16 protein-coding genes are annotated in these 18,342 nt (G+C 64.6%); 6 read left to right on the plus strand and 10 right to left on the minus strand.

What is annotated here, in order from left to right; all coding sequences use genetic code 11:
• The first annotated feature begins 17 nt into the window (after positions 1 to 17).
• The 4 genes from HUK73_RS07325 (at position 18) to HUK73_RS07340 (ending at position 2,285) form a co-directional block, all read left to right on the plus strand.
• A complete protein-coding gene (locus HUK73_RS07325) occupies positions 18 to 695 on the plus strand; it encodes an RluA family pseudouridine synthase (RefSeq protein ID WP_176591313.1) in 678 nt (225 codons plus the stop codon).
• Between the two features lie 3 nt (positions 696 to 698).
• Positions 699 to 1,124 (plus strand): alternative ribosome rescue aminoacyl-tRNA hydrolase ArfB, encoded by a 426-nt coding sequence (gene arfB / locus HUK73_RS07330; RefSeq protein WP_176591314.1) that lies wholly within the window; start codon positions 699 to 701, stop codon positions 1,122 to 1,124.
• Positions 1,125 to 1,171: 47 nt separating this feature from the next.
• Positions 1,172 to 1,657 (plus strand): GAF domain-containing protein, encoded by a 486-nt coding sequence (locus tag HUK73_RS07335; RefSeq protein ID WP_176591315.1) that lies wholly within the window; start codon positions 1,172 to 1,174, stop codon positions 1,655 to 1,657.
• Between the two features lie 112 nt (positions 1,658 to 1,769).
• Entirely contained in the window at positions 1,770 to 2,285 is a 516-nt protein-coding gene (locus HUK73_RS07340) for a hypothetical protein (protein WP_255326220.1), read from the plus strand.
• A gap of 6 nt (positions 2,286 to 2,291) precedes the next feature.
• On the opposite strand, the gene HUK73_RS07345 is transcribed toward HUK73_RS07340, so the two are convergent.
• The 3 genes from HUK73_RS07345 to HUK73_RS07355 all read right to left on the minus strand — a co-directional run bounded on the left by HUK73_RS07345 (position 2,292) and on the right by HUK73_RS07355 (position 7,148).
• On the minus strand, positions 2,292 to 4,814 hold the full coding sequence (locus HUK73_RS07345) for a bifunctional diguanylate cyclase/phosphodiesterase (protein ID WP_176591316.1): 2,523 nt from the start codon (positions 4,812 to 4,814) through the stop codon (positions 2,292 to 2,294).
• 134 nt (positions 4,815 to 4,948) lie between these two features.
• Positions 4,949 to 5,767: an arginyltransferase gene (locus tag HUK73_RS07350; protein WP_176591317.1), complete on the minus strand. Its 819-nt coding sequence runs from the start codon at positions 5,765 to 5,767 to the stop codon at positions 4,949 to 4,951.
• 133 nt (positions 5,768 to 5,900) lie between these two features.
• Positions 5,901 to 7,148 (minus strand): threonine ammonia-lyase, encoded by a 1,248-nt coding sequence (locus HUK73_RS07355; protein ID WP_176591318.1) that lies wholly within the window; start codon positions 7,146 to 7,148, stop codon positions 5,901 to 5,903.
• 167 nt (positions 7,149 to 7,315) lie between these two features.
• Between HUK73_RS07355 and HUK73_RS07360 the strand changes: the two genes are divergently transcribed.
• Together HUK73_RS07360 and HUK73_RS07365 are read left to right on the plus strand one after the other, a co-directional pair.
• Complete coding sequence (locus HUK73_RS07360; RefSeq protein WP_176591319.1) at positions 7,316 to 8,185, plus strand: NAD(P)-dependent oxidoreductase; 870 nt, start codon at positions 7,316 to 7,318, stop codon at positions 8,183 to 8,185.
• On the plus strand, positions 8,182 to 9,885 hold the full coding sequence (locus tag HUK73_RS07365) for an amidohydrolase (RefSeq protein ID WP_176591320.1): 1,704 nt from the start codon (positions 8,182 to 8,184) through the stop codon (positions 9,883 to 9,885). Before HUK73_RS07360 ends, HUK73_RS07365 begins: the two co-directional genes overlap by 4 nt.
• A gap of 66 nt (positions 9,886 to 9,951) precedes the next feature.
• Here HUK73_RS07365 and HUK73_RS07370 read toward each other — a convergent pair whose 3' ends face one another.
• The 7 genes from HUK73_RS07370 to HUK73_RS07400 all read right to left on the minus strand — a co-directional run bounded on the left by HUK73_RS07370 (position 9,952) and on the right by HUK73_RS07400 (position 18,228).
• Entirely contained in the window at positions 9,952 to 11,706 is a 1,755-nt protein-coding gene (locus tag HUK73_RS07370; protein WP_176591321.1) for an MFS transporter, read from the minus strand.
• Positions 11,706 to 12,458: an FkbM family methyltransferase gene (locus HUK73_RS07375; RefSeq protein WP_176591322.1), complete on the minus strand. Its 753-nt coding sequence runs from the start codon at positions 12,456 to 12,458 to the stop codon at positions 11,706 to 11,708. Before HUK73_RS07375 ends, HUK73_RS07370 begins: the two co-directional genes overlap by 1 nt.
• Positions 12,455 to 13,606, minus strand: a complete 1,152-nt coding sequence (locus HUK73_RS07380) for a glycosyltransferase family 4 protein (protein WP_176592861.1) — start codon at positions 13,604 to 13,606, stop codon at positions 12,455 to 12,457. The genes HUK73_RS07375 and HUK73_RS07380 overlap by 4 nt, the downstream gene beginning before the upstream one ends.
• A gap of 8 nt (positions 13,607 to 13,614) precedes the next feature.
• Positions 13,615 to 14,901 carry a hypothetical protein gene (locus HUK73_RS07385; protein ID WP_176592862.1) on the minus strand — a complete coding sequence of 429 codons (1,287 nt, stop codon included), beginning with the start codon at positions 14,899 to 14,901 and terminating at the stop codon, positions 13,615 to 13,617.
• A gap of 29 nt (positions 14,902 to 14,930) precedes the next feature.
• Complete coding sequence (locus tag HUK73_RS07390; protein ID WP_176591323.1) at positions 14,931 to 15,683, minus strand: methyltransferase domain-containing protein; 753 nt, start codon at positions 15,681 to 15,683, stop codon at positions 14,931 to 14,933.
• Between the two features lie 62 nt (positions 15,684 to 15,745).
• Positions 15,746 to 16,879: a glycosyltransferase gene (locus HUK73_RS07395; protein ID WP_176591324.1), complete on the minus strand. Its 1,134-nt coding sequence runs from the start codon at positions 16,877 to 16,879 to the stop codon at positions 15,746 to 15,748.
• The gene (locus tag HUK73_RS07400) at positions 16,879 to 18,228 is read right to left on the minus strand and encodes a sugar transferase (protein WP_176591325.1); all 1,350 of its coding nucleotides are present in this window, start codon (positions 18,226 to 18,228) and stop codon (positions 16,879 to 16,881) included. Before HUK73_RS07400 ends, HUK73_RS07395 begins: the two co-directional genes overlap by 1 nt.
• Between the last annotated feature and the right edge of the window lie 114 nt (positions 18,229 to 18,342).

The following is an 18,342-nucleotide window of genomic DNA, read 5'->3' on the forward strand; positions in this document are numbered from 1 at the left end:
TTACGGAATAACGCCTCTTGTCCCTGCTTCACGACCGAGTCCTGTTCATCGATGGCGAGGCCATCATCCTCGACAAGCCCGCCGGCCTGCCGGTCGACGCGCCGCGCGACGGGTCGCTGAGCCTGGAGAACCATCTCTCCTCGCTGACCTTCGGCTTCCAGCGCTGGCCGCTGCCGGTGCACCGGCTCGACCGCGACACCAGCGGCTGCCTTGCGCTCGCCCGCAATCCCAAGGCGCACAAGCGCTTCGCCGCCGCCTTCGAGGCCGGGATCGTCGCCAAGCGCTATGTCGCTGTAGTGGACGGCATTCCGGCGGAGGAAAGCGGCCTCATCGAACTGTCGCTCAAGAAGATCAGCACCCCCGCGCAAGGTTGGCGGATGATCCCGGCCAAGGCGGGCAAGGCAGCGTTCACCGAATGGCGCAAGATCGCGGAGAAGGATGGCCGGTCGCTGATCGTCTTCACCCCGCGCACCGGGCGCACCCATCAGATCCGCACCCATGCGCTGCACGGACTGGGCTTCGGCATTGTCGGCGATCCGGTCTATGGCTCGGGCGTTGGGCCGATGCTGCTGCACAGCCGCTTCCTCAGCATCCCGCGCGGCGAAAAGGCACCGGCGGAGGCGACCGCGCCCCTGCCGGAAACCTTCGCGGCGGCGGGTTTCGGGCAGGAACTGCTCGAACAGGCCGGACTGTAGGGCTTGCCCCTCATCCCCATCACCCGGTCGATCGCCATCGACACGGATGAACTGTCGGAGACATTCGTCCGTTCGACTGGTGCGGGGGGCCAGCATGTGAACACCACCGACAGCGCCGTGCAGTTGCGCTTCGACGTGGCGAACAGCCCTTCCCTGCCCGAGGCGGTGAAAAACAGGCTGGCGGCGATCGCCGGTCGCCGGATGACGGCGGAGGGCGTGCTGATCCTGCGCTCCGAAGGATCGCGCTCACAGCTTTTGAACCGGCAGGAAGTCCTGGCGCGACTGGTCGACCTCATCCGTGAGGCGACTGTGGTTCCCAAGGCGCGCAAGGCCACCAAGCCCGGCAAGGCCGCCAAGGCGCGGCGGGTCGACGCCAAGAAGGCGCGCAGTTCGGTGAAGGCCGGGCGCGGCAAAGTGCGGTTCGACTAGTCTGGCCGGACTGGCTGAAATGCTCTGCACGCCCTATATCCCGCGCCATGTTCGATTTTACTCCCACGGCGGATGCCGACAAAGCCACGCTGTATGACGACCTTCTCTCCGCCGCCGATGCACTGACGGCGGGCGAGACCGACGCCGTCGCCAATATGGCCAATGTCTCGGCGCTGATCTGGCAATTCCTGCCCGATCTCAACTGGGCCGGTTTCTACCGGATGGTCGAGAGCGAGCTGGTGCTGGGGCCGTTTCAGGGCAAGACCGCCTGCATCCGCATCCCGCTGGGCAAGGGCGTCTGCGGCGCGGCGGCGGCGAGCGGCGAGACGCAACTGGTGGAGGATGTCCATGCCTTCCCCGGCCATATCGCCTGCGACGCAGCCAGCGCTTCGGAAATCGTCGTGCCGGTGATCCGGGACGGCCGGGTGATCGCCGTGCTCGATCTCGACAGCCCCCGGCTGGCCCGGTTCGATGACGCGGACAAGGCGGGGCTGGAGGCGCTGATAGCCCGGATCGGATCACGCCTCGGCTGAACCGGCCCTGACCCGTTTCGGGACAGGACTGGGCATGTTGGAGCCATGGATCGCCCCATTTTGTCATGCTAAACAGGCCGTTAACAAATCAGCGGAAAGCGGGGAATCCAGCATGCGGATACGGAGTATCGTCCTGGCGGGCATCAGCCTGACATGCGGGATGACGACGCCCGTTCTGGCGGGCGACAATCCGCCGCCTCCACCCGGCTTGCGCTATGATGACGAGGTGACGGCGCAGGACAGCCCGCCCCCTCCACCGGAAATGCCGGGCTATGAAGGGCGCTGGAGCGGCACATGGCGCGACAGGGACGGCAGGACCTATAGCGGCGATTATGAGGGCCGGTTCGAAGGCCATGTCCATGGCCGTCCCGGCGTCGATTACGACGCGCCGCCCTATGCCGCCGCCCCATATGTGACCAGTGCGCCCGCAACTCACGGCCAAGCCCCCGCGCCCGGCCAGCCGATCGTCACGACAACGCAGGCGCCCGGTTATTTTGCGGATGGCTATTATTATCCCGGCGCGACCACCACGACCGTCGTGATCCAGCCGACTGCCACGACCACGCGCAGCTATGTGACGCAAAGCGTGGCGCCCCGCAAAGCCCGGCAGCGCGCGCGTTCAAGATAAAATGGCTCAGGCGGCCTGTGATCGCACCGTCGCCCAGGTCTGCGGCCGGCCGAACAGATAGCCCTGCCCGACCGTACAGCCGCGCGCCAGCAGCAGGTCGATCTGGCCGGGCCGTTCAACGCCCTCAGCCACCACTTCCATGCCGAGACTGCCGCCCAGCTTGCCGATGGCGTCGACGATGACCGCGTCGCCTGCATCCTCCTCAATATTGCTGACGAAGCTCTTGTCGATCTTCAGCACGTCGACCGGATATTGCTTCAAATGGCTGAGCGAGGCGTAGCCGGTGCCGAAATCGTCCAGTGCGATCCGCACGCCCGCGGCCGAGAGCCGGTGCAGCGCCCTTTCGACCTGATCCGCCCCCCGGCCCAGAAACACCGTTTCGGTGACTTCGACCTCGAAATGCTGGGGCGATATGCTGTTGCGCGCAAGATGATCGAGCACATAGCCAGCAAAATCATGCTGCATGAAGTCCGCCGCCGATGCATTGATCGCCACCCGGCCCGGATCATAACCCGCGCGCAACCAGCGGCGGACGTCCTGCACCACAGCCGCCATCATCTTTGCGGTAAGCTGAACCGCGATTTCCGCATTGTCGAACGCAGCAGCGATGCTATCGGGCGCATGGACGCCGGTACGTGGATGCTCCCAGCGCAGCAGCGCTTCATAACCGAATATCTGCCCGGTCCGTAAATCCACCTTGGACTGGTAATAGGGCACCACCAGATCGTCCGCGATCGCCTGCCGCGCCATGTGAATCATGGAACTGCGCTGTTGCGCCTCCGCCCGCAATTGCGAATGGAACAGCGTCAATCGCCCACGCCCTGCGGATTTGGAGGCATAGAGGGCCAGATCGGCGGCCTTCAGCAGCTCGGTCGCTTCGTCGCCATGCTCACCGAACACGGCGCCGCCAATGCTGACGCTGCAATCGAGCGAACGGCCATTATGGACGTAAGGACCGCGCACACCGCCCAACAGTTCCGCGCTCCATTGGGCGAGCGCCGCGCTGTCGGCCAGAGACGGGGCGATCATGCCAAATTCATCGCCGCCCAACCGCCCGACCGTGGCGTCAGCAGGCGCGCAGGCCGCGAAGCGTCGGGCGAAACCGCACAGCAGCGCGTCGCCCCCATCATGGCCCAGCATGTCGTTGGTACGCTTCAGATCGTCAATGTCGACCAGCACCAGACCGAAACGCTCACCCGTCCGATGCGCCTGTTCGGTCATTTCCTCCAGCGTGGCCTGCCACAGCGCCCGATTGGGCATCCGCGTCATCGGGTCATGGGTGGCGGCCCAGCGGATACGGTCCTCGCTGTTCCGTTCCTCTGTCACATCCTGAAAAGTGACAATGACCCGCACCGGGCGGCCGGATTCGGAAAAGCTCCGCCAGCCGATGCTCCTGATCCACCGCAGCGCGCCGGTGTCGGCGCGATATACCCGCAGCGTCGCCTCGAAATGCGGCGGCAGGCGTTCGGCGGCCACGGCATCCAGCATCTCGGCAAGCTGCGCCCGGTCCTCCGGGTGAACCAGCCGCAGCGCCAATTCGCTGGTCGCAGGTTCCGTATCGGACAGGCCCAGCATCGCTCGAAATTCGCGCGACCATGTGCGCGTCCCGTTCGCCCCGTCGAAATCCCAGATGCCAAGACGCGCCGACTGCACAGCCAGCCGGAAACGCTCCTCGCTGTCGGCCAGTTCGCGCTGCGCCAGCTTTTGTTCGTGAATATCCTCCAGCGTGCCGTACCAGCGCACGATCTGGCCCTGATCGTCCCGGCGCGCCGAAGCCCGCGCCCGCATCCAGCGATAGCTGCCGTCGGCAAGGCGTATCCGATAATCGACATCCACCGGATCGCCCGACCGCAGCCTTTCGCCCCAGAGCGACAGGGTGCGCCCCACATCATCGGGATGCAGGGATGCGATCCATCCCGCCCCCTTCGCGGATTGCGGCGGCATGCCCGTCAAATCCCACCAGCGGGGCCCGACTTCTTCGATCATGCCGTCGGGCGTCGCCGTCCAGGGCACCTGCGGACTGAGTTCGACCGACCAGCGATAATGTTGCCGGCTTTCGGCCAGCGCGTCGACCAAAGCGCGCTGGTCATGATCGTGGCGATCGTCGATATCCTCGATGGTGCCGTACCAGAGCGGCGCTTCGCCCGGCTCCACGACGAGCACCATTCGCACGATGCCCCATCGCCTTGCCCCCGACTGCGTGCGGATTCGAAGGGGAACGGGATCGGGGCGGTCCGCTTCTTTCGCCGCTCCGGCCAAGGCCCGCCGGCCGCGCCGGTCAAGCAAGGCCCGCCAGTCATATCCCATGATGTCACAGGCGAAATGGCGCGCGAACAGGTCGGAACATATCTCCCGGGACAGGATGCGGCCGCGATCGTCCGCGATCCAGCGAATCAGTGGAGGGGAAACCCGGTGAAAAACGGGCGAGAACGCCATTTCATTGCGGTAATGAAGCATATCCCAGTCCGACCGGCCCAGGGCCGGTTCGCCATCAATATCTCCAAATCGGCGATCAGCAAAACGGTCCATGGGACGGCTCTGATCTATCGCTGTTTCCGCACTTCATAAGCATGCTGTAGCGGAAAAAGTTAAATAAGCTTTCCCATGCAAGTATCGGAAATATATCCGTAATGGCGCGTGCCTGAATGCTTCGGTCAAGCGCCCTATTTGCGGAAGATCGCCGCCAGTTCGCGTGGCAGGACCGGCTCATCGCGGCTCTCCGCCTCCCGAACGGCCTGCACCTGCTCCTGCGGGTCGAAGCGCGTCCAGCCGTTGCGGCTCAGCCTTTCAAGCGGACGATAGCGGATCTTGTACTGCATCCGCTGCGATCCCTCGACCCAGTAGCCGAGATAGACATAGGGCAGACCGGCCTTCGCCGCGCGCAGGATATGATCCATGATGATGAAATTGCCCAGCCCCTTGCGATGCTCCAGTTCCGTATCGAAGAAGCTGTAGATCATCGACAGGCCGTCGCCCTGCCGGTCGGTCAGGCAGGCGCCGATCAACTTGCCGGGACGACCATTTTCACCCGGTTCGCGATATTCGACGACATGGCTTTCCACCGGGGTCTGTTCGACCATGTCGGCGAAATCCATCTCATCCATTTCGGTCATTCCGCCGCCGGGATGCCGGGCGCGCAGGTAACGCTGAAGCAGCGCGAACTGTTCCTCGGTCGACCAGGGCTTGCAGGCGGTGATGACCAGATCTTCATTCTTGCGCAGCAATTTGCGCTGGGTCGCATTGGGCGTGAACTCGCCCGCGACGACGCGCACCGAAACGCAGGCGGAGCAATCCGCGCAACTCGGGCGATAGGCGACATTCTGGCTGCGGCGAAAACCGATGCGGCCAAGCGCATCGTTCAGTTCCGACGCGTTGTCGCCGCTGAGTTCGGTGAACACTTTCCGCTCACTCTTGCCCGGCAAATAGGGGCAAGGATTGGGATTCGTCACGAAGAAGCGCGGAAAGCGGAATGGCGCACTCACAACCGCATCTCCCCCACAGCGTTGCCCGACCCCTGATTCATAAGACGACTATGCCGCCGGCGGGCCGCTGTGAAAAGTTTATTTACCACGAAAATTGCACGGGGGGCAGAGGGCGTGGCGGAGAGAGCCTCGATCAGGCGACTTCGATCGGCGCGACCTCATAACCAACCGCGCGCAGGGCAGCGATCAGACGCTCCAGATGGGCGCCGTCGCGCGTCTCGCACTCCACGTCGAGGCTGAGCCCCTTGGCCGGCAGATTGGTGAAAATCCGCTGGTGCGAAAGCTCAAGGATGTTGACCGCTTCCTGGTCGAAGATGCGCGCGACATGGAACAGAGCGCCCGGCCGGTCCTGAAGGATGATGCGCAGCCGCGCCAGACGGCCCGAGCGCGCCAGATCGCGCAGCAGGACATTCGCCAGCAGGCGCGTGTCGATATTGCCGCCCGTCAGGATCAGGCCGACCTTGCGCCCGGCGAAGATTTCCTTGTTGATCAGCAGCGCGGCGAGACCGGCGGCCCCCGCCCCCTCAACCACTGTCTTCTCGATCTGGAGCAGCAGGCTGACGGCTTCCTCCAGATGACGTTCGCTGACCAGCAGGACATCGTCCGCCAGCCGCTCGACAAAGCGGCGGGTGAGTTCGCCCGGCTCCCTGACGGCGATACCTTCCGCCAGCGTGTCGCCGTCGCAGGGCAGATTCGCGCCCTTGATATAGTCGTACATCGACGGATAGAGTTCCGCCTGCACACCATAGACCTTGATGTCCGGCTTCATCGCCTTGGCTGCGGTCGCCGTGCCCGAAAACAGGCCACCGCCGCCGATCGGGACGATCAGCGTGTCGATCTCCGGCGCGTCCTCCAGCATTTCCAGCGCGACCGTGCCCTGCCCCGCCATGATGTCCGGCTCGTCAAAGGGATGCACGAAGGTCAGGCCCTGCTCCACCTCCAGCTTGCGGGCATGGGCATAGGCGTCGTCGAACTTCTCGCCAAACTGGACCACCGTGGCGCCATGACCCTGCGTCTGCGTCACCTTCACCGTGGGGGTGGTGGTGGGCATGACGATGGTGACAGGCACGCCCAGACGCTTGCCATGATAGGCAAGGCCCTGCGCATGATTGCCGGCGGAAGCGGCGATCACGCCCTTTTTCTTTGCCTTCTCGTCAAGCTGGAGCAGGCGGTTCAATGCGCCGCGTTCCTTATAGGCGGCGGTGAACTGGAGATTTTCGAACTTCAGATAGACCTTGCAGCCGAACATGGTCGAAAGCGTCTGGCTCACCAGCGTCGGCGTGTGCACGACGGAACCCGAAATCCGCACCCGCGCCGCCAATATATCGTCGACGGAAATGGGCAGCGGCGTAGCGCTCTCGATCTTGGTCAAGGTGTTCATGGTGCGCTCCCCTAAAGCATTTTCGCGGAGGCTGAAACAGGCCAACGACATGAAAAAGGACCGGTGCGCCAGTTTTTGTAGCCGTATCGTTTTTTCGTAAAAGCGGTTCCCACTTTTGCGCACGATGTTCTATGGCTTTTCCTCAAGCTTTTAACTGCATGAGGCATATGGCACATATCGCTTTTATCGGCCTGGGCGTCATGGGTGGCCCGATTGCAGGACATCTGGCGAAGGCCGGACATCAGATGACGGTGTACAACCGTTCCATCGGCAAGGCGAAAAGCTGGGCGGAGGCTTATGGCGGCGCGGTCGCGGTCAGCCCGGCCAAGGCCGCCGAACATGCCGATATCGTGATCAGCTGCGTGGGGACGGATGACGATCTTTCGCAGGTCACGCTGGGCCGTGACGGCGCTTTCCGCGCGATGAGGCCCGGCGGTCTCTATATCGACCATACGACCGTTTCGGCGCGGATCGCGCGGCAACTCTATGTGGAGGGGGAGAGCCGGGGCCTTTATTTCGTGGACGCGCCGGTCACGGGTGGTCAGGCGGGCGCGGAAAAGGGTTCGCTGTCCGTGATGTGCGGCGGTAGCCAGCCCGCCGTGGACGCCGCGAAAATCGTGATGCAGGCCTATGCCGCGCGCATCGTTCATGTCGGGAAAGCGGGCGCGGGACAGACCGCCAAGATGGTGAACCAGATCTGCATCGGCGGCGTGGTTCAGGGACTGGCCGAGGCGTTGCGCTTCGCACAGGCGGCCGAACTCAATCTGGACAAGGTGTTCGAAGCGATTTCCGGCGGCGCGGCGCAAAGCTGGCAGATGGACAATTATTGGAAGACGATGGCGGCGGACAGTTTCGATTTCGGTTTCGCGGTGGACTGGATGCGCAAGGATCTGGGGCTGGCGCTGGAGGAGGCGCGGGCGAACGGCGCGACCCTGCCGGTGACGGCGCTGATCGACCAGTTCTTTGCCGACGTGCAGGCGATGGGCGGCCATCGGCAGGACACCAGCGCTCTGGTACGGCGGATCACGCGGGCATGAGGGCTGCATTGCTGGCGGCGGTGGCCGCGATCCTTCTGCCCGCCCCGGCCTTGGCTGCGGGCGTAATCGACAATGTGAACGGCATATCGTTGGACGCCAATGGGCGGCTGGTGCGCTTCCGGGCGCTGACCATCGACGATGAGGGCAAGGTCGAGAAACTGCTGCCCGACCGCTATCAGGAGCCGGAACAGCCGCGCCCAAGAAAGCGCAGGAAGAATGAGCCGGAGCCGCCCCAGCCCAAAAGGCTCGACTTCAAGCTGGACGCGGGCGGGAAGACGCTGATCCCCGGCCTGATCGACGCGCATGGGCATGTCATGGCCTATGGCCTGTCGCTCATCACGCTGGACCTGTCGGGCACGACATCGCTGGCGGAGGCGCAGGCGAAGATCCGCGACTATGCCGCCGCCAATCCGGGGCGGAAGTGGATCATCGGGACGGGCTGGAATCAGGAGCTTTGGGGGCTCGGGCGTTTTCCGACCGCTGCCGAACTGGATTCGGCGGTCAGCGACGTGCCGGTCTGGCTGGAACGGGTCGACGGCCATGCGGGCTGGGCCAATTCGCTGGCGATCAAGGCCGCCAATGTCACCGCCGCGACCAAAGCCCCTTCCGGTGGACGCATCGAAATGGCGGGCGGCAAACCTGCGGGCGTGTTCGTCGACAAGGCGATGGATCTGGTGACGAAGGTCATGCCGCCACCCGCCCCCAAGGACCGCGACATCGCGCTGGAAAAGGCGCAGCAGGCGCTGCTCAGACAGGGCATTACCGGCATTGCCGACATGGGCACCAGCATCGAGGACTGGCAGGCGTTCCGGCGCTCCGCGGATCGGGGCGCTCTGCGCGTGCGGATCATCTCCTATGCCTATGGTCTCGACAATATGGCGCTGATCGCGGGGCCGGAGCCGACGCCCTGGCTCTCTGACGACCATCTACGCATGGGCGGGATCAAGCTGATCCTCGACGGCGCGCTGGGGTCGCGCGGGGCGTGGCTGAAGGCGGACTATGCCGATGCGCCGGGCCAGCGCGGATTGTCGATGATCCCCTCGACGCAGTTGCGCAACATCATGAGCCGGGCGGCGATGGATAATTTCCAGATCGCGGTCCACGCCATCGGCGACGCGGCCAACAGCGAAGTACTGGACGCCATTCAGGAACTTGGCGAAACCTATAAGGGCGACCGGCGCTGGCGCATCGAACATGCGCAGATCGTCGATCCCGCAGAGCTGCCGCGCTTTGGACAATTTGGCATCGTGGCGTCCATGCAGCCGGTGCATGAGACGTCCGACTGGCGCATGGCGACGGCCCGGCTGGGCGAAGCGCGACTGAAAGGCGCCTATGCGTGGAAGGCGATGCTGGACAATCGCGTCCCCCTCGCCTTCGGGTCGGACGTGCCGGTGGAAAGCCCCAATCCCTTCCTTGGCATTGCCGCCGCCATGAGCCGCGAGGATGCTTCAGGCCAACCGGCGGGCGGCTGGATGCCGGAGCAGCGGGTGAGCTTTGAGGCAGCGCTGGACGGGTTCACGCGGCAAGCGGCCTATGCGGGCTTTGCGGAAAAGCGCTTCGGCAGCCTCGTGCCGGGTCAGCGGGCGGATTTCCTGCTGATCGACCGGGATATTTCGCTCTCCAGCGCGAGCGACATTCGCGCGACGCAGGTGCTGGAGACATGGATCGGCGGCAAGCGCGTCTATGTGAAGGGGCAGTAACGCCCCATAGAGTTATTTGACCGCGATTTCTTAACCAGCGACCGATTCGGTCGCTTGGAAATCGCTCTAAAGAACATCTCCCGCCGCGTTGAAGGCATCCTCTTCCGTCTCGGGCAACGGGGGCTGGACCGGCTTGTCGCAGCCCTCTTCCTTCATATGCGCGCGCAGGGCGTCCATGCGCCCGAGATTCCAACGCGCAAGCGGCACGCCCAGAGGCCGGAACTCGGCGCGGTCGAACAGCTCGACCACATAATTTTGGCAGAGATTATCCACCTGATCGAGCGTCAGCATGCCAAGGTTCATCACCATCGGCTTGCCCGGCACGCCATTGCGGCCCCGGACCAGATCGGTGACGTAAAGGCCGCCACGCGGATCGACCAGCACCACATCGGCCTTCGACGCGTCGATCATGCGGTGGCTCGCCGCATAGGGCGCGACGAACAGATGCGTGCGCCAGACAAGGAAGGCGCTGGCCAGCAGGGTGATCCCCACGCCCAGAAACACCGGCCGCATTGCTCCAGCCCGGAAACGCGCCCACCCCAGCCCGGCAAGCAGGCAGAACGGCCCGATAAAGCCATGGGCATAGCGAAACCCCCAGCCATAGCCTTGCGCCAGCGCCAGTGCGCAGCCCGCAAAGCAGCCCAGCGCCAGCGGCAAGGCGATTTCCTGCCCCCGGATCGCCTTGCGCCAGCGCATCGCGAACACGCCCAGCGTCGCCAGCGGCACCATCAGGATATTGTTCCAGGCGGCGAAACGGCTGAGATTGACCAGCGGCTGCCAGCGGTCGCCAAGCCTCTCGAACAGGCTGCCCACCTTGTCCCCCACGCCCGCCGAGGGACGGACGTCGGTCGGCTGGCCCAGCACATGGGTGAGGAAAGCCGGCCAGAGCTTGGCCCAGACGATGACGATGGCCGCCAGCACGAGAATATGGAAGATCGCGACCTTCCACCGCTTGCCAAGCAGCATCCACAGGATGAACGGCGCGATGAAGATGGGCGGGAAATGCCATTGATGCAGCCCGGCCGCCGCCAGCGCGACGACCGCCGCGCTCAGATGCCCGACCAGCCCCCCGCGCAGCACCAGCGCCAGCCAGACCATGTTGAGCGCGAAATGGCCCGTCATGGCGTAGGGCGTCATCGCCGTGACCCATAGCTGCGCCGAGGACAGGCCAAGCAGCATCGTCACCCACACCGCATCTGGCCGATCGGGGAAGAGATGCAGCGCCACCCGCCACAGCGCGAACAGCCCGGCGATCAGCAGCGCAGGCCCCGCCAGATTGGGATCGCCCAATTGCCAGAACAGCGCCTGGATCGCGCTGTTCACCGGCAGATAGGCCGCCGTCCAATAATCCGCCGCGCCAAAGGGCGAGAAGAATTCGGGCATGATCGCCCGGCGATAGGCTTCCCATTCCATCGGGATCGGCCGGGCCAGAAACCCCTCCCGCATATAGGCGGCGGCGAAGCGCGCCACTTCCTCATCGCGGGAGATGGAATAGTCCTGAAACAGCCAATAATGGCCCGCCCAGGCGACCAGACCGAAAAGGACGATCAGCGGCACCATGACCCGCGCGCGTGGCAAGGGCAGGCGCCAGCCCAGCCCTTCCGCAAAGGGCGCGGCCAGCGTCAACAGCAGCAGGCCACCCAGCAGCGCCGGAAAATCCTGATCGAGGAACAGGATGACGGGCAGGCTGATCCCCTGCCTGTAGGTCACATGCCAGAGGAAGGTCCCGCCCAGCCAAAGCGTCAGGCCGATCGCACCCGCAAGGAACAGGCGCGTGGCGCTGACGCCACGATGAACAGTGGGGCGGGTGCGAACGTCCATCAGCAATCCTGCGGCAACAGCGCCTGATTGACGAAAATGCCGTCCATTTCGACGAGCAGCGGGAAATGCCCCTTATTATTGGCGAAAAAGGCCGACGGCACGAAGGCGCGCTCCGCCAGCCAGTCGATCATCGCGCGATAACCCGTGCCGCCTTCATAGATTGGACGGACACCGAGTTCGGTCTGGACGCCGGCCATTTCGCCCAATGCGCCGCCCGCCCCTTCGCAGACGGAAAGGTCGTGCCCCTGCGTGTCCATCTTCAGGAACGGCCGGGCAAACCCATGCGTCGCTTTCAGTTCGGACAGCAGCCCGTCAAGGCGGCGGCACTGCATGTCGACCGTGCGCGTCACCTTGTTGCGCTCGGCGAAAACCGCGTCCTGCTGCTCGGAAGGTTTCTTCAGGGAGCTGAACTGGTCGGCCGCCATGATGTTGAAACTGGCGGTGCCGTCAAAGTCCGACAGCGCCATGTTGAACACATGCCATTTGCCGTCAGACGCGGCGCGCCCCTCCAGTTCCGCGAAAATCTCGGGATTGGGTTCGAAGGACAGTATCGTGCCCCTGAACGCCGCATCCTTGCGCAACATCGTGGCATATTGACCGCGATTGGCGCCGACGTCGAACACGCAGTCTACCGCAAAGGCGCTCAAAAACCGGCGCAGCGCCTGAATTTCCGGATATTGATGGACCCGTCCGGCGAGGGCGAGGCGCATCGCCAGCATCCGGTCGCCCAATTCACGAACATAACGGCTCATGCGCCGGTCACGCCGCGATAGATGGCGCCATAGATCGCGCTGGTGGCGGACGCCATGTCCTTCCAATTGCCCATTGAATCTCCATAGCTGCACGCGTGCGCGCCCAAAGCCTGCCTGATGACCGCGCTTTCTACGAGGGGCAAGAGGGCTTGCGCAAGCGCCGCCGCATTTCCTGCCGGCGCCTTTACGGCAACCTCCGGCGGCAGGCTGGCGAACATGCCCGCGTCGGACGTGACCATCGCCTTGCCATGATGCAGCGCCGACAGAAAAGCGCCGCTGCTGTCGATATGGCGATAGGGAAAGACCAATATGTCCGCCTTCGCCATATGCGCGTCGAGCCGCTGTTCGGTGAGGAAGCCGAGATCGGCGATCAACCGCTCTCCGAAACCCGCCGCGCGCACGCCGTCGAGCAGCGGCGCTATGTCCATGAAGGGCTTGCCCGCCAGCACCAGCTCGAAGCGATGCCCCGCCCGCCAGAGCGACAGACAGACCTCCACCAGCAGATCAACGCCCTTATAGGGCCGGATCGTGCCGAAGAAGAGCAGGCGCGGCATGGCGGCGTCGGGCACCTCCGCCAGATCGCCCGGCCCGGCGGCCGCCAGACGCATCGGCGGATGGGGCGTCACATGGATGCGCGCCGGGTCGATGCCCTGCTGCTCCAGCGCCGTCCGGGTCGTCTCGCCATGGACGATCAGCGCATCGAACATGTCCAGCAGGGCGCGATAGCCCCTGCCCTGCACACCCGCGTCGGCATGATAGGCATCGGCATTATGGACGGTGTGGACGAGCTTCGTCCTGCCCCTCAACCGCCGCAGCATGATCCGGTCTGCGGGCGCGAGCGGGAGCCATTGCATGTGCGCGACATCCGCCTTCGCCAGCGCGTCGAGATCGCCCAAAGCGCAGCTCAGTCCATATTCGCCAGCCTTGAGCAAACGGAAAGCCCGCCCCTCCCCGATCCGCCTGCGCAGCGCTTCGCTCCGGCGGAAGAAGCGCGCTTCATAGCGATAGCCCTGCGGGATGATGGCGTCGGTCGCCCGCATCGGACGACCCAGCAGGGTCACGTCCAGGCCTTCCGCCGCCATCGCAGCGCACAGGCTGTCGTCATAGCGCCCGGTGAAGAGCGAGGGATCGCACATTGCGACTTTCAGGGCGACCTTCATGCGCGCCTGCCCATCAACTGGCGCAGGGACAGGCCGTGGATGCTCGCGGCCACGAACAGGGTCAGCGTGTAAAGGATAAGGAACATCAGGTCGAACCGATCCGGCGCGAACATCCGCGCCAAAGGCACGCTCAGCAGCGAGCCGGTGAGAAAGGGCAGCGACCGCCCCAGCAGCAGCGTGAACCGTCCCAGCGCGCCCTGCACATAGACCGACACGCAAATCACCGCGAGCGCCAGCAAGGCGCCGTCGATCAACAACAGGTCGACGCGATCGATCGACGCGCGGCCGTCGAACAGCTTGGTAAACAGCCATTCGCCCAGCAGCAGCAAGGCGCTTGAAGCCCCCAGCGCAAAGAACAGCGCCACGCCCAACGCCCGCCCCATCAACTGACGCAGGCGCGCCCTGTCGCCTGCATGAAAGGCCCGGGTGATCCGGGGCAGCGCCGCCTCCACCGTCGCCCGCACCAGCATCGAGAGCGACCGCGACATCTTGAAAAAGAAGTCGAAGATCAGCATCGGCCGCGCGTCATGAGTGGCTGCGGCGATGGTGAAATAGGGCGCGTTATAAGCCAGGATTTCCGAAATGGTGAACGCCGCCGAAGCGCCGATATCACGCAGATAATGGGCCCGCACATGCCCGCCGCCGACGCGGAAGGACAGCCAGTGCGCCGCCCGCATGCCCAGCCGACGGTGCACCAGAAAAATGGCATAGCCAATGACGGCGACGCTGACGCAAAGCTGCAAGGCGACGGACGTGCGCGGGTCCAGCCCCTGCAGGATGAACAGCAGCAGCGCGATGGTCATCACCCGGCGCAGGCAATCAAGCGCTTCCCAGAGGAAATTGCCGTCCACCGCCGCCAGCGCCCTTTTGGCAAGCAGCGCGGGCAGGTTGAGGCAGGCCGACAGGAAGAACAGCAGGAATAGCAGCGGCATGCCCGTATGCAGCCCGCCCAGCGCCAGCGCGACCAGCAATATCGCGAACCCGCCAACGATCAGCAGGCCGAGGAACAGGAACAGCACGCCCATTTCCTCCAGCCGGAAGCCGCCAGCCTCGTCCCCGCCCAAGCCCAGCCAATGCCGCCGCAGCCGCGCATAGATGATGCTGGTGAGGCCGAACTCAGCGGAAATGGTGAAATTGCCGAACGCCACCAGCAACAGGAAGGACTGGAACTCCCGCAGCGGCAGGGCGCGCACGAACACATAGGTGACGGCAAAGCCCCAGATCAGCGTCAGCCCGACATTGGCGAGCTTGATAAGGGCAAGGATGCGGGCAGAAGCCTCCATCCGGGCGAGCGCCCTGCCGAGCGGTTCGCTCACCGGGGCGAGGTTCCGGCGGGCTTGCGGGCGCGGAAGAGCCGGTCGTCCAACGCATAATAATGCCGCGTGCCGGCATCGATGCCGCTCGCGTCAATCTCTTCCAGCTCGAAACCCGCCGCGCGGATGCGGTCCGCGAAATCCAGGCCATATTGGCGCACATGATCCCATTGGCCGAAGCGGCGCTCGCGTTCGCGTGGAGGGATGTCGAAGCTGCCGTCCTCCGTCGGCTTGTCCCATAACGGGACGATCAGCCAGGCCTCACCACCCGGCTTCAGGGCGCGGTGGATGTTGCGCAGCACGGCATGATCGTCCGGCACATGCTCCATGACATGGCTGGCGTAGAACAGGTCGTAGCGATCGCTGTCGTTCAGCGCCATCAGGTCGACGCGCCGCATATTGGGCACATGATAGCGGCCGGGATCAAGATCGGCGGGGGTATAGTCAGCGGCGGTCGAAAAGCGGCGCACAAGGCTGCCTTCATTGGGCGCCATATGCAGCACCGCCCCATCCACCGGCACGGTCAGCACATCGCCCGCGATCAGATGGTTCATCAGCCGCTCGCGCGGGGAAGCGCCACAGTTCGGGCAACCCCATTCGCCATTGTCGCCATAGCGGAAGAAACCCACCACCGCCTGCCCGCAGGCCGGGCAGCCCCGGTTCGCCCGCGCGCCCAGCGCCTTGCGCACGGCCAGCAGGGTTCGGGTCAGATGCTTGCCGGCGGCTTTCGCCACCCGCTGGAAAGTAATCACGCCTTGGCTCCGCTAAACATTGGGTCGCCTATACAATATGCCGCCGCTTTGGCGAGAGGGGATCAGCGCGACTTGGCGGGATTCCAGATGGTCACGGTGCGGCCGGTCATGGCCTTGAACACGCCTTGCAGGGTCGCGAAATAGGCGATCACGATGTCCACGACCGCCGCGAACGGCCCGCCTTTGGATCGCAACCCGCGCCAGAGGATGAACACGCCGGTCAGGCCACCAACCATATAGAGCGTTGGCGAAATCCGCATTGCCAGCGTCCCCGCCGCGACAATGCCGGTCAGGATGAAGATACCGCCGAACCAGCGCACGATCTTGCGCGAGCCATATTTGAAACGGTCCAACGCGCCCATGCGCCGCAATTGCGGCCGCAAATGGCTGTGCGTGTGCCAGGCGCGGGCGGCGATCCGAACCTTGCGGCGATATTCGTCGCCCCGCGCCGCCACCAAGCGCTCGCGGGCGATGACGTCCTTGGCCTTGACCAGCCGCTTGCCCGCAAAGACCACGGCCATGGAGACGGTCAGGTCGTCCAGCACGCTGTCGGGAAATTCGGGATAGAGCGCCCGCCGGATCGAGAAGATGGACCCGTCCGCCCCCAGCACATTGCCGGTGCGCGATTCCTCATCCTTCAGCTTTTCTTCGATCCGCCAATAGAGCGAACCGACCGACGCCGTGGCGCTTTCGCCATCGCCCATATAATGCAGCGATCCCAGCACCCCGCCAATTTCCGGGTCGGCATAGCGGGCCAGCAGATTGTCGATGGCATCACCGTCCAGCATCACATTGGCGTCGGTGAAGATCAGCACATCGCCCTTCGCCCGCGCCGCCAGCAGCTTCATCCCATGCGCCTTGCCGCTCCGCCCCGGTCCTCGCAGCAGCGTCACCAGATCGCCCTGCGCCGCGATCAGCCCCGCCGTCTCATCCGAGGAGCCATCGTCGAAGGCCAATATCTCAAGACCCGGATAGCGCGCCTTCAGCATCGCCAGATTGGCGAGCTTTTCCGGCATGGCCGCCGCCTCATTATAGGCGCAGAACAGCAGCGAAGCCGACGGCGCCGGCCCCACCACAGGCTGCTCGGGCCGCGTCGGCAGCATCCGCAGGATCAGCGGATAGAAGAGGAAGGGCCACGTCACCGCCACCAGCGACAGCAGCAGCACGAGCGCCGCGACAAGATTGATCACATCCATCAATAGGCCTTGTGGTGCACCAGCACGCCGATGGTCGCGACGATGATGCGCAGGTCGCGCCAGATCGACCATTTGGTCACATATTCCAGATCCGACTGAAGCCGGTCGATCAGGTCCTGATGGTGATCCGTCGATCCGCGATGACCGCGCACCTGGGCAAGGCCCGTCATGCCCGGCTTGATGCAATGCCGCTCCCAATAGCGTTCGTCCACCTCCCAATAGAGGCTGTCCCCGGCCTTGGCGGCGGCGGCATGGGGACGCGGACCGACGATGCTCATGTCGCCGCGCAGCACGTTGAAAAGCTGCGGCAACTCATCGATGCTGGTCTTGCGCAGGAAGCGGCCGACCGCCGTCACCCGATCGTCATCGCGGGCGGTCAGCTTGTCCGCCTTGCGGTCGCTGGCCTCGGCGCGCATCGACCGGAATTTGTAGATGCTGAACGGCGCCGCATCGCGGCCGATACGCGGCTGGCGGAAGATGACCGGGCCGGGGCTGGTCAGCTTCACCGCCAGCGCGGCCACGATCAGCACCGGCGACAAAGCAATGGTCGCGACAGTCGCGACGACAATGTCGAAGAAGCGTTTGATGATGCGGTCGCGGAACTGGAACGGCCCGCCCGCGACGATGATCGTCGGCTGTCCGTCAAATTCATCCACCCGTGCGGGCGCAAAGCGCAGCAGTTCCGGCACGACGATCTCCCCCCGTGCCGACAGCGATTTCAGCGCCACGGACCAGTCGTCCATCCGCTCCATGGGGCAGGCGACGATCACCCGCTCCGCCATGCCGACGGCAGCGGCAAGCCGCGCGGCCATGTCGGCATCATGGCCTTCAGGGCGCAGACCGGCAGCAGCAGCCTCGATCACTTCCATGTGCGGGCCGGTGTCGATGGCCACGCCGTCCATGATCACGACGGTCAGGTGCGGCACTTCCCCCAACAACCGCGCACCGAGGCGACCGATGGCCAGCCGCACCATGGCCACGCTGACCGCCGAAAAGCCAAGGCCGACGATGAAGGTGAGACGCGAGAGTTGCTCGGCGATCTTGCCCAGATAGACGATCAGCAGCATCAGCATCGCGGCTTGCGCCAGAGCGAGCAGTCCCCGGAAAATGCCGCGCCGCAGATTTTCCAGCATATGAATGCCGTAGGCGCCGCCCTGCACGCCCAGCAGCACGTAAATCGGCGCGATCATCGCGAACATGACCAGGCCATGCGGCTTGCCCGGTTCGCCAGAAAACGCGCCCAGCACCAGCAGGTTGGCGAGCAGAAAGGACAGGAAAAGCCCCGCCATATCCCCCAGCAGACACAGCAGGTACAGCCGCACCCGCACGATTTCCTTGGAGACTGTCACCCTTGACCCTGTTTACTTAGCGTGTCCGCTCCGTTGGCACTGCTGGAGGCGGCTTTCAAGAGCTAGAGCGTTTTCGAAGCAGGTAGAATCACCTGCTGCCTCGGAAAACGCGTC

The sequence above is a fragment of the Sphingobium sp. EM0848 genome (genome assembly GCF_013375555.1).
In the GTDB taxonomy this organism is placed as follows: domain Bacteria; phylum Pseudomonadota; class Alphaproteobacteria; order Sphingomonadales; family Sphingomonadaceae; genus Sphingobium.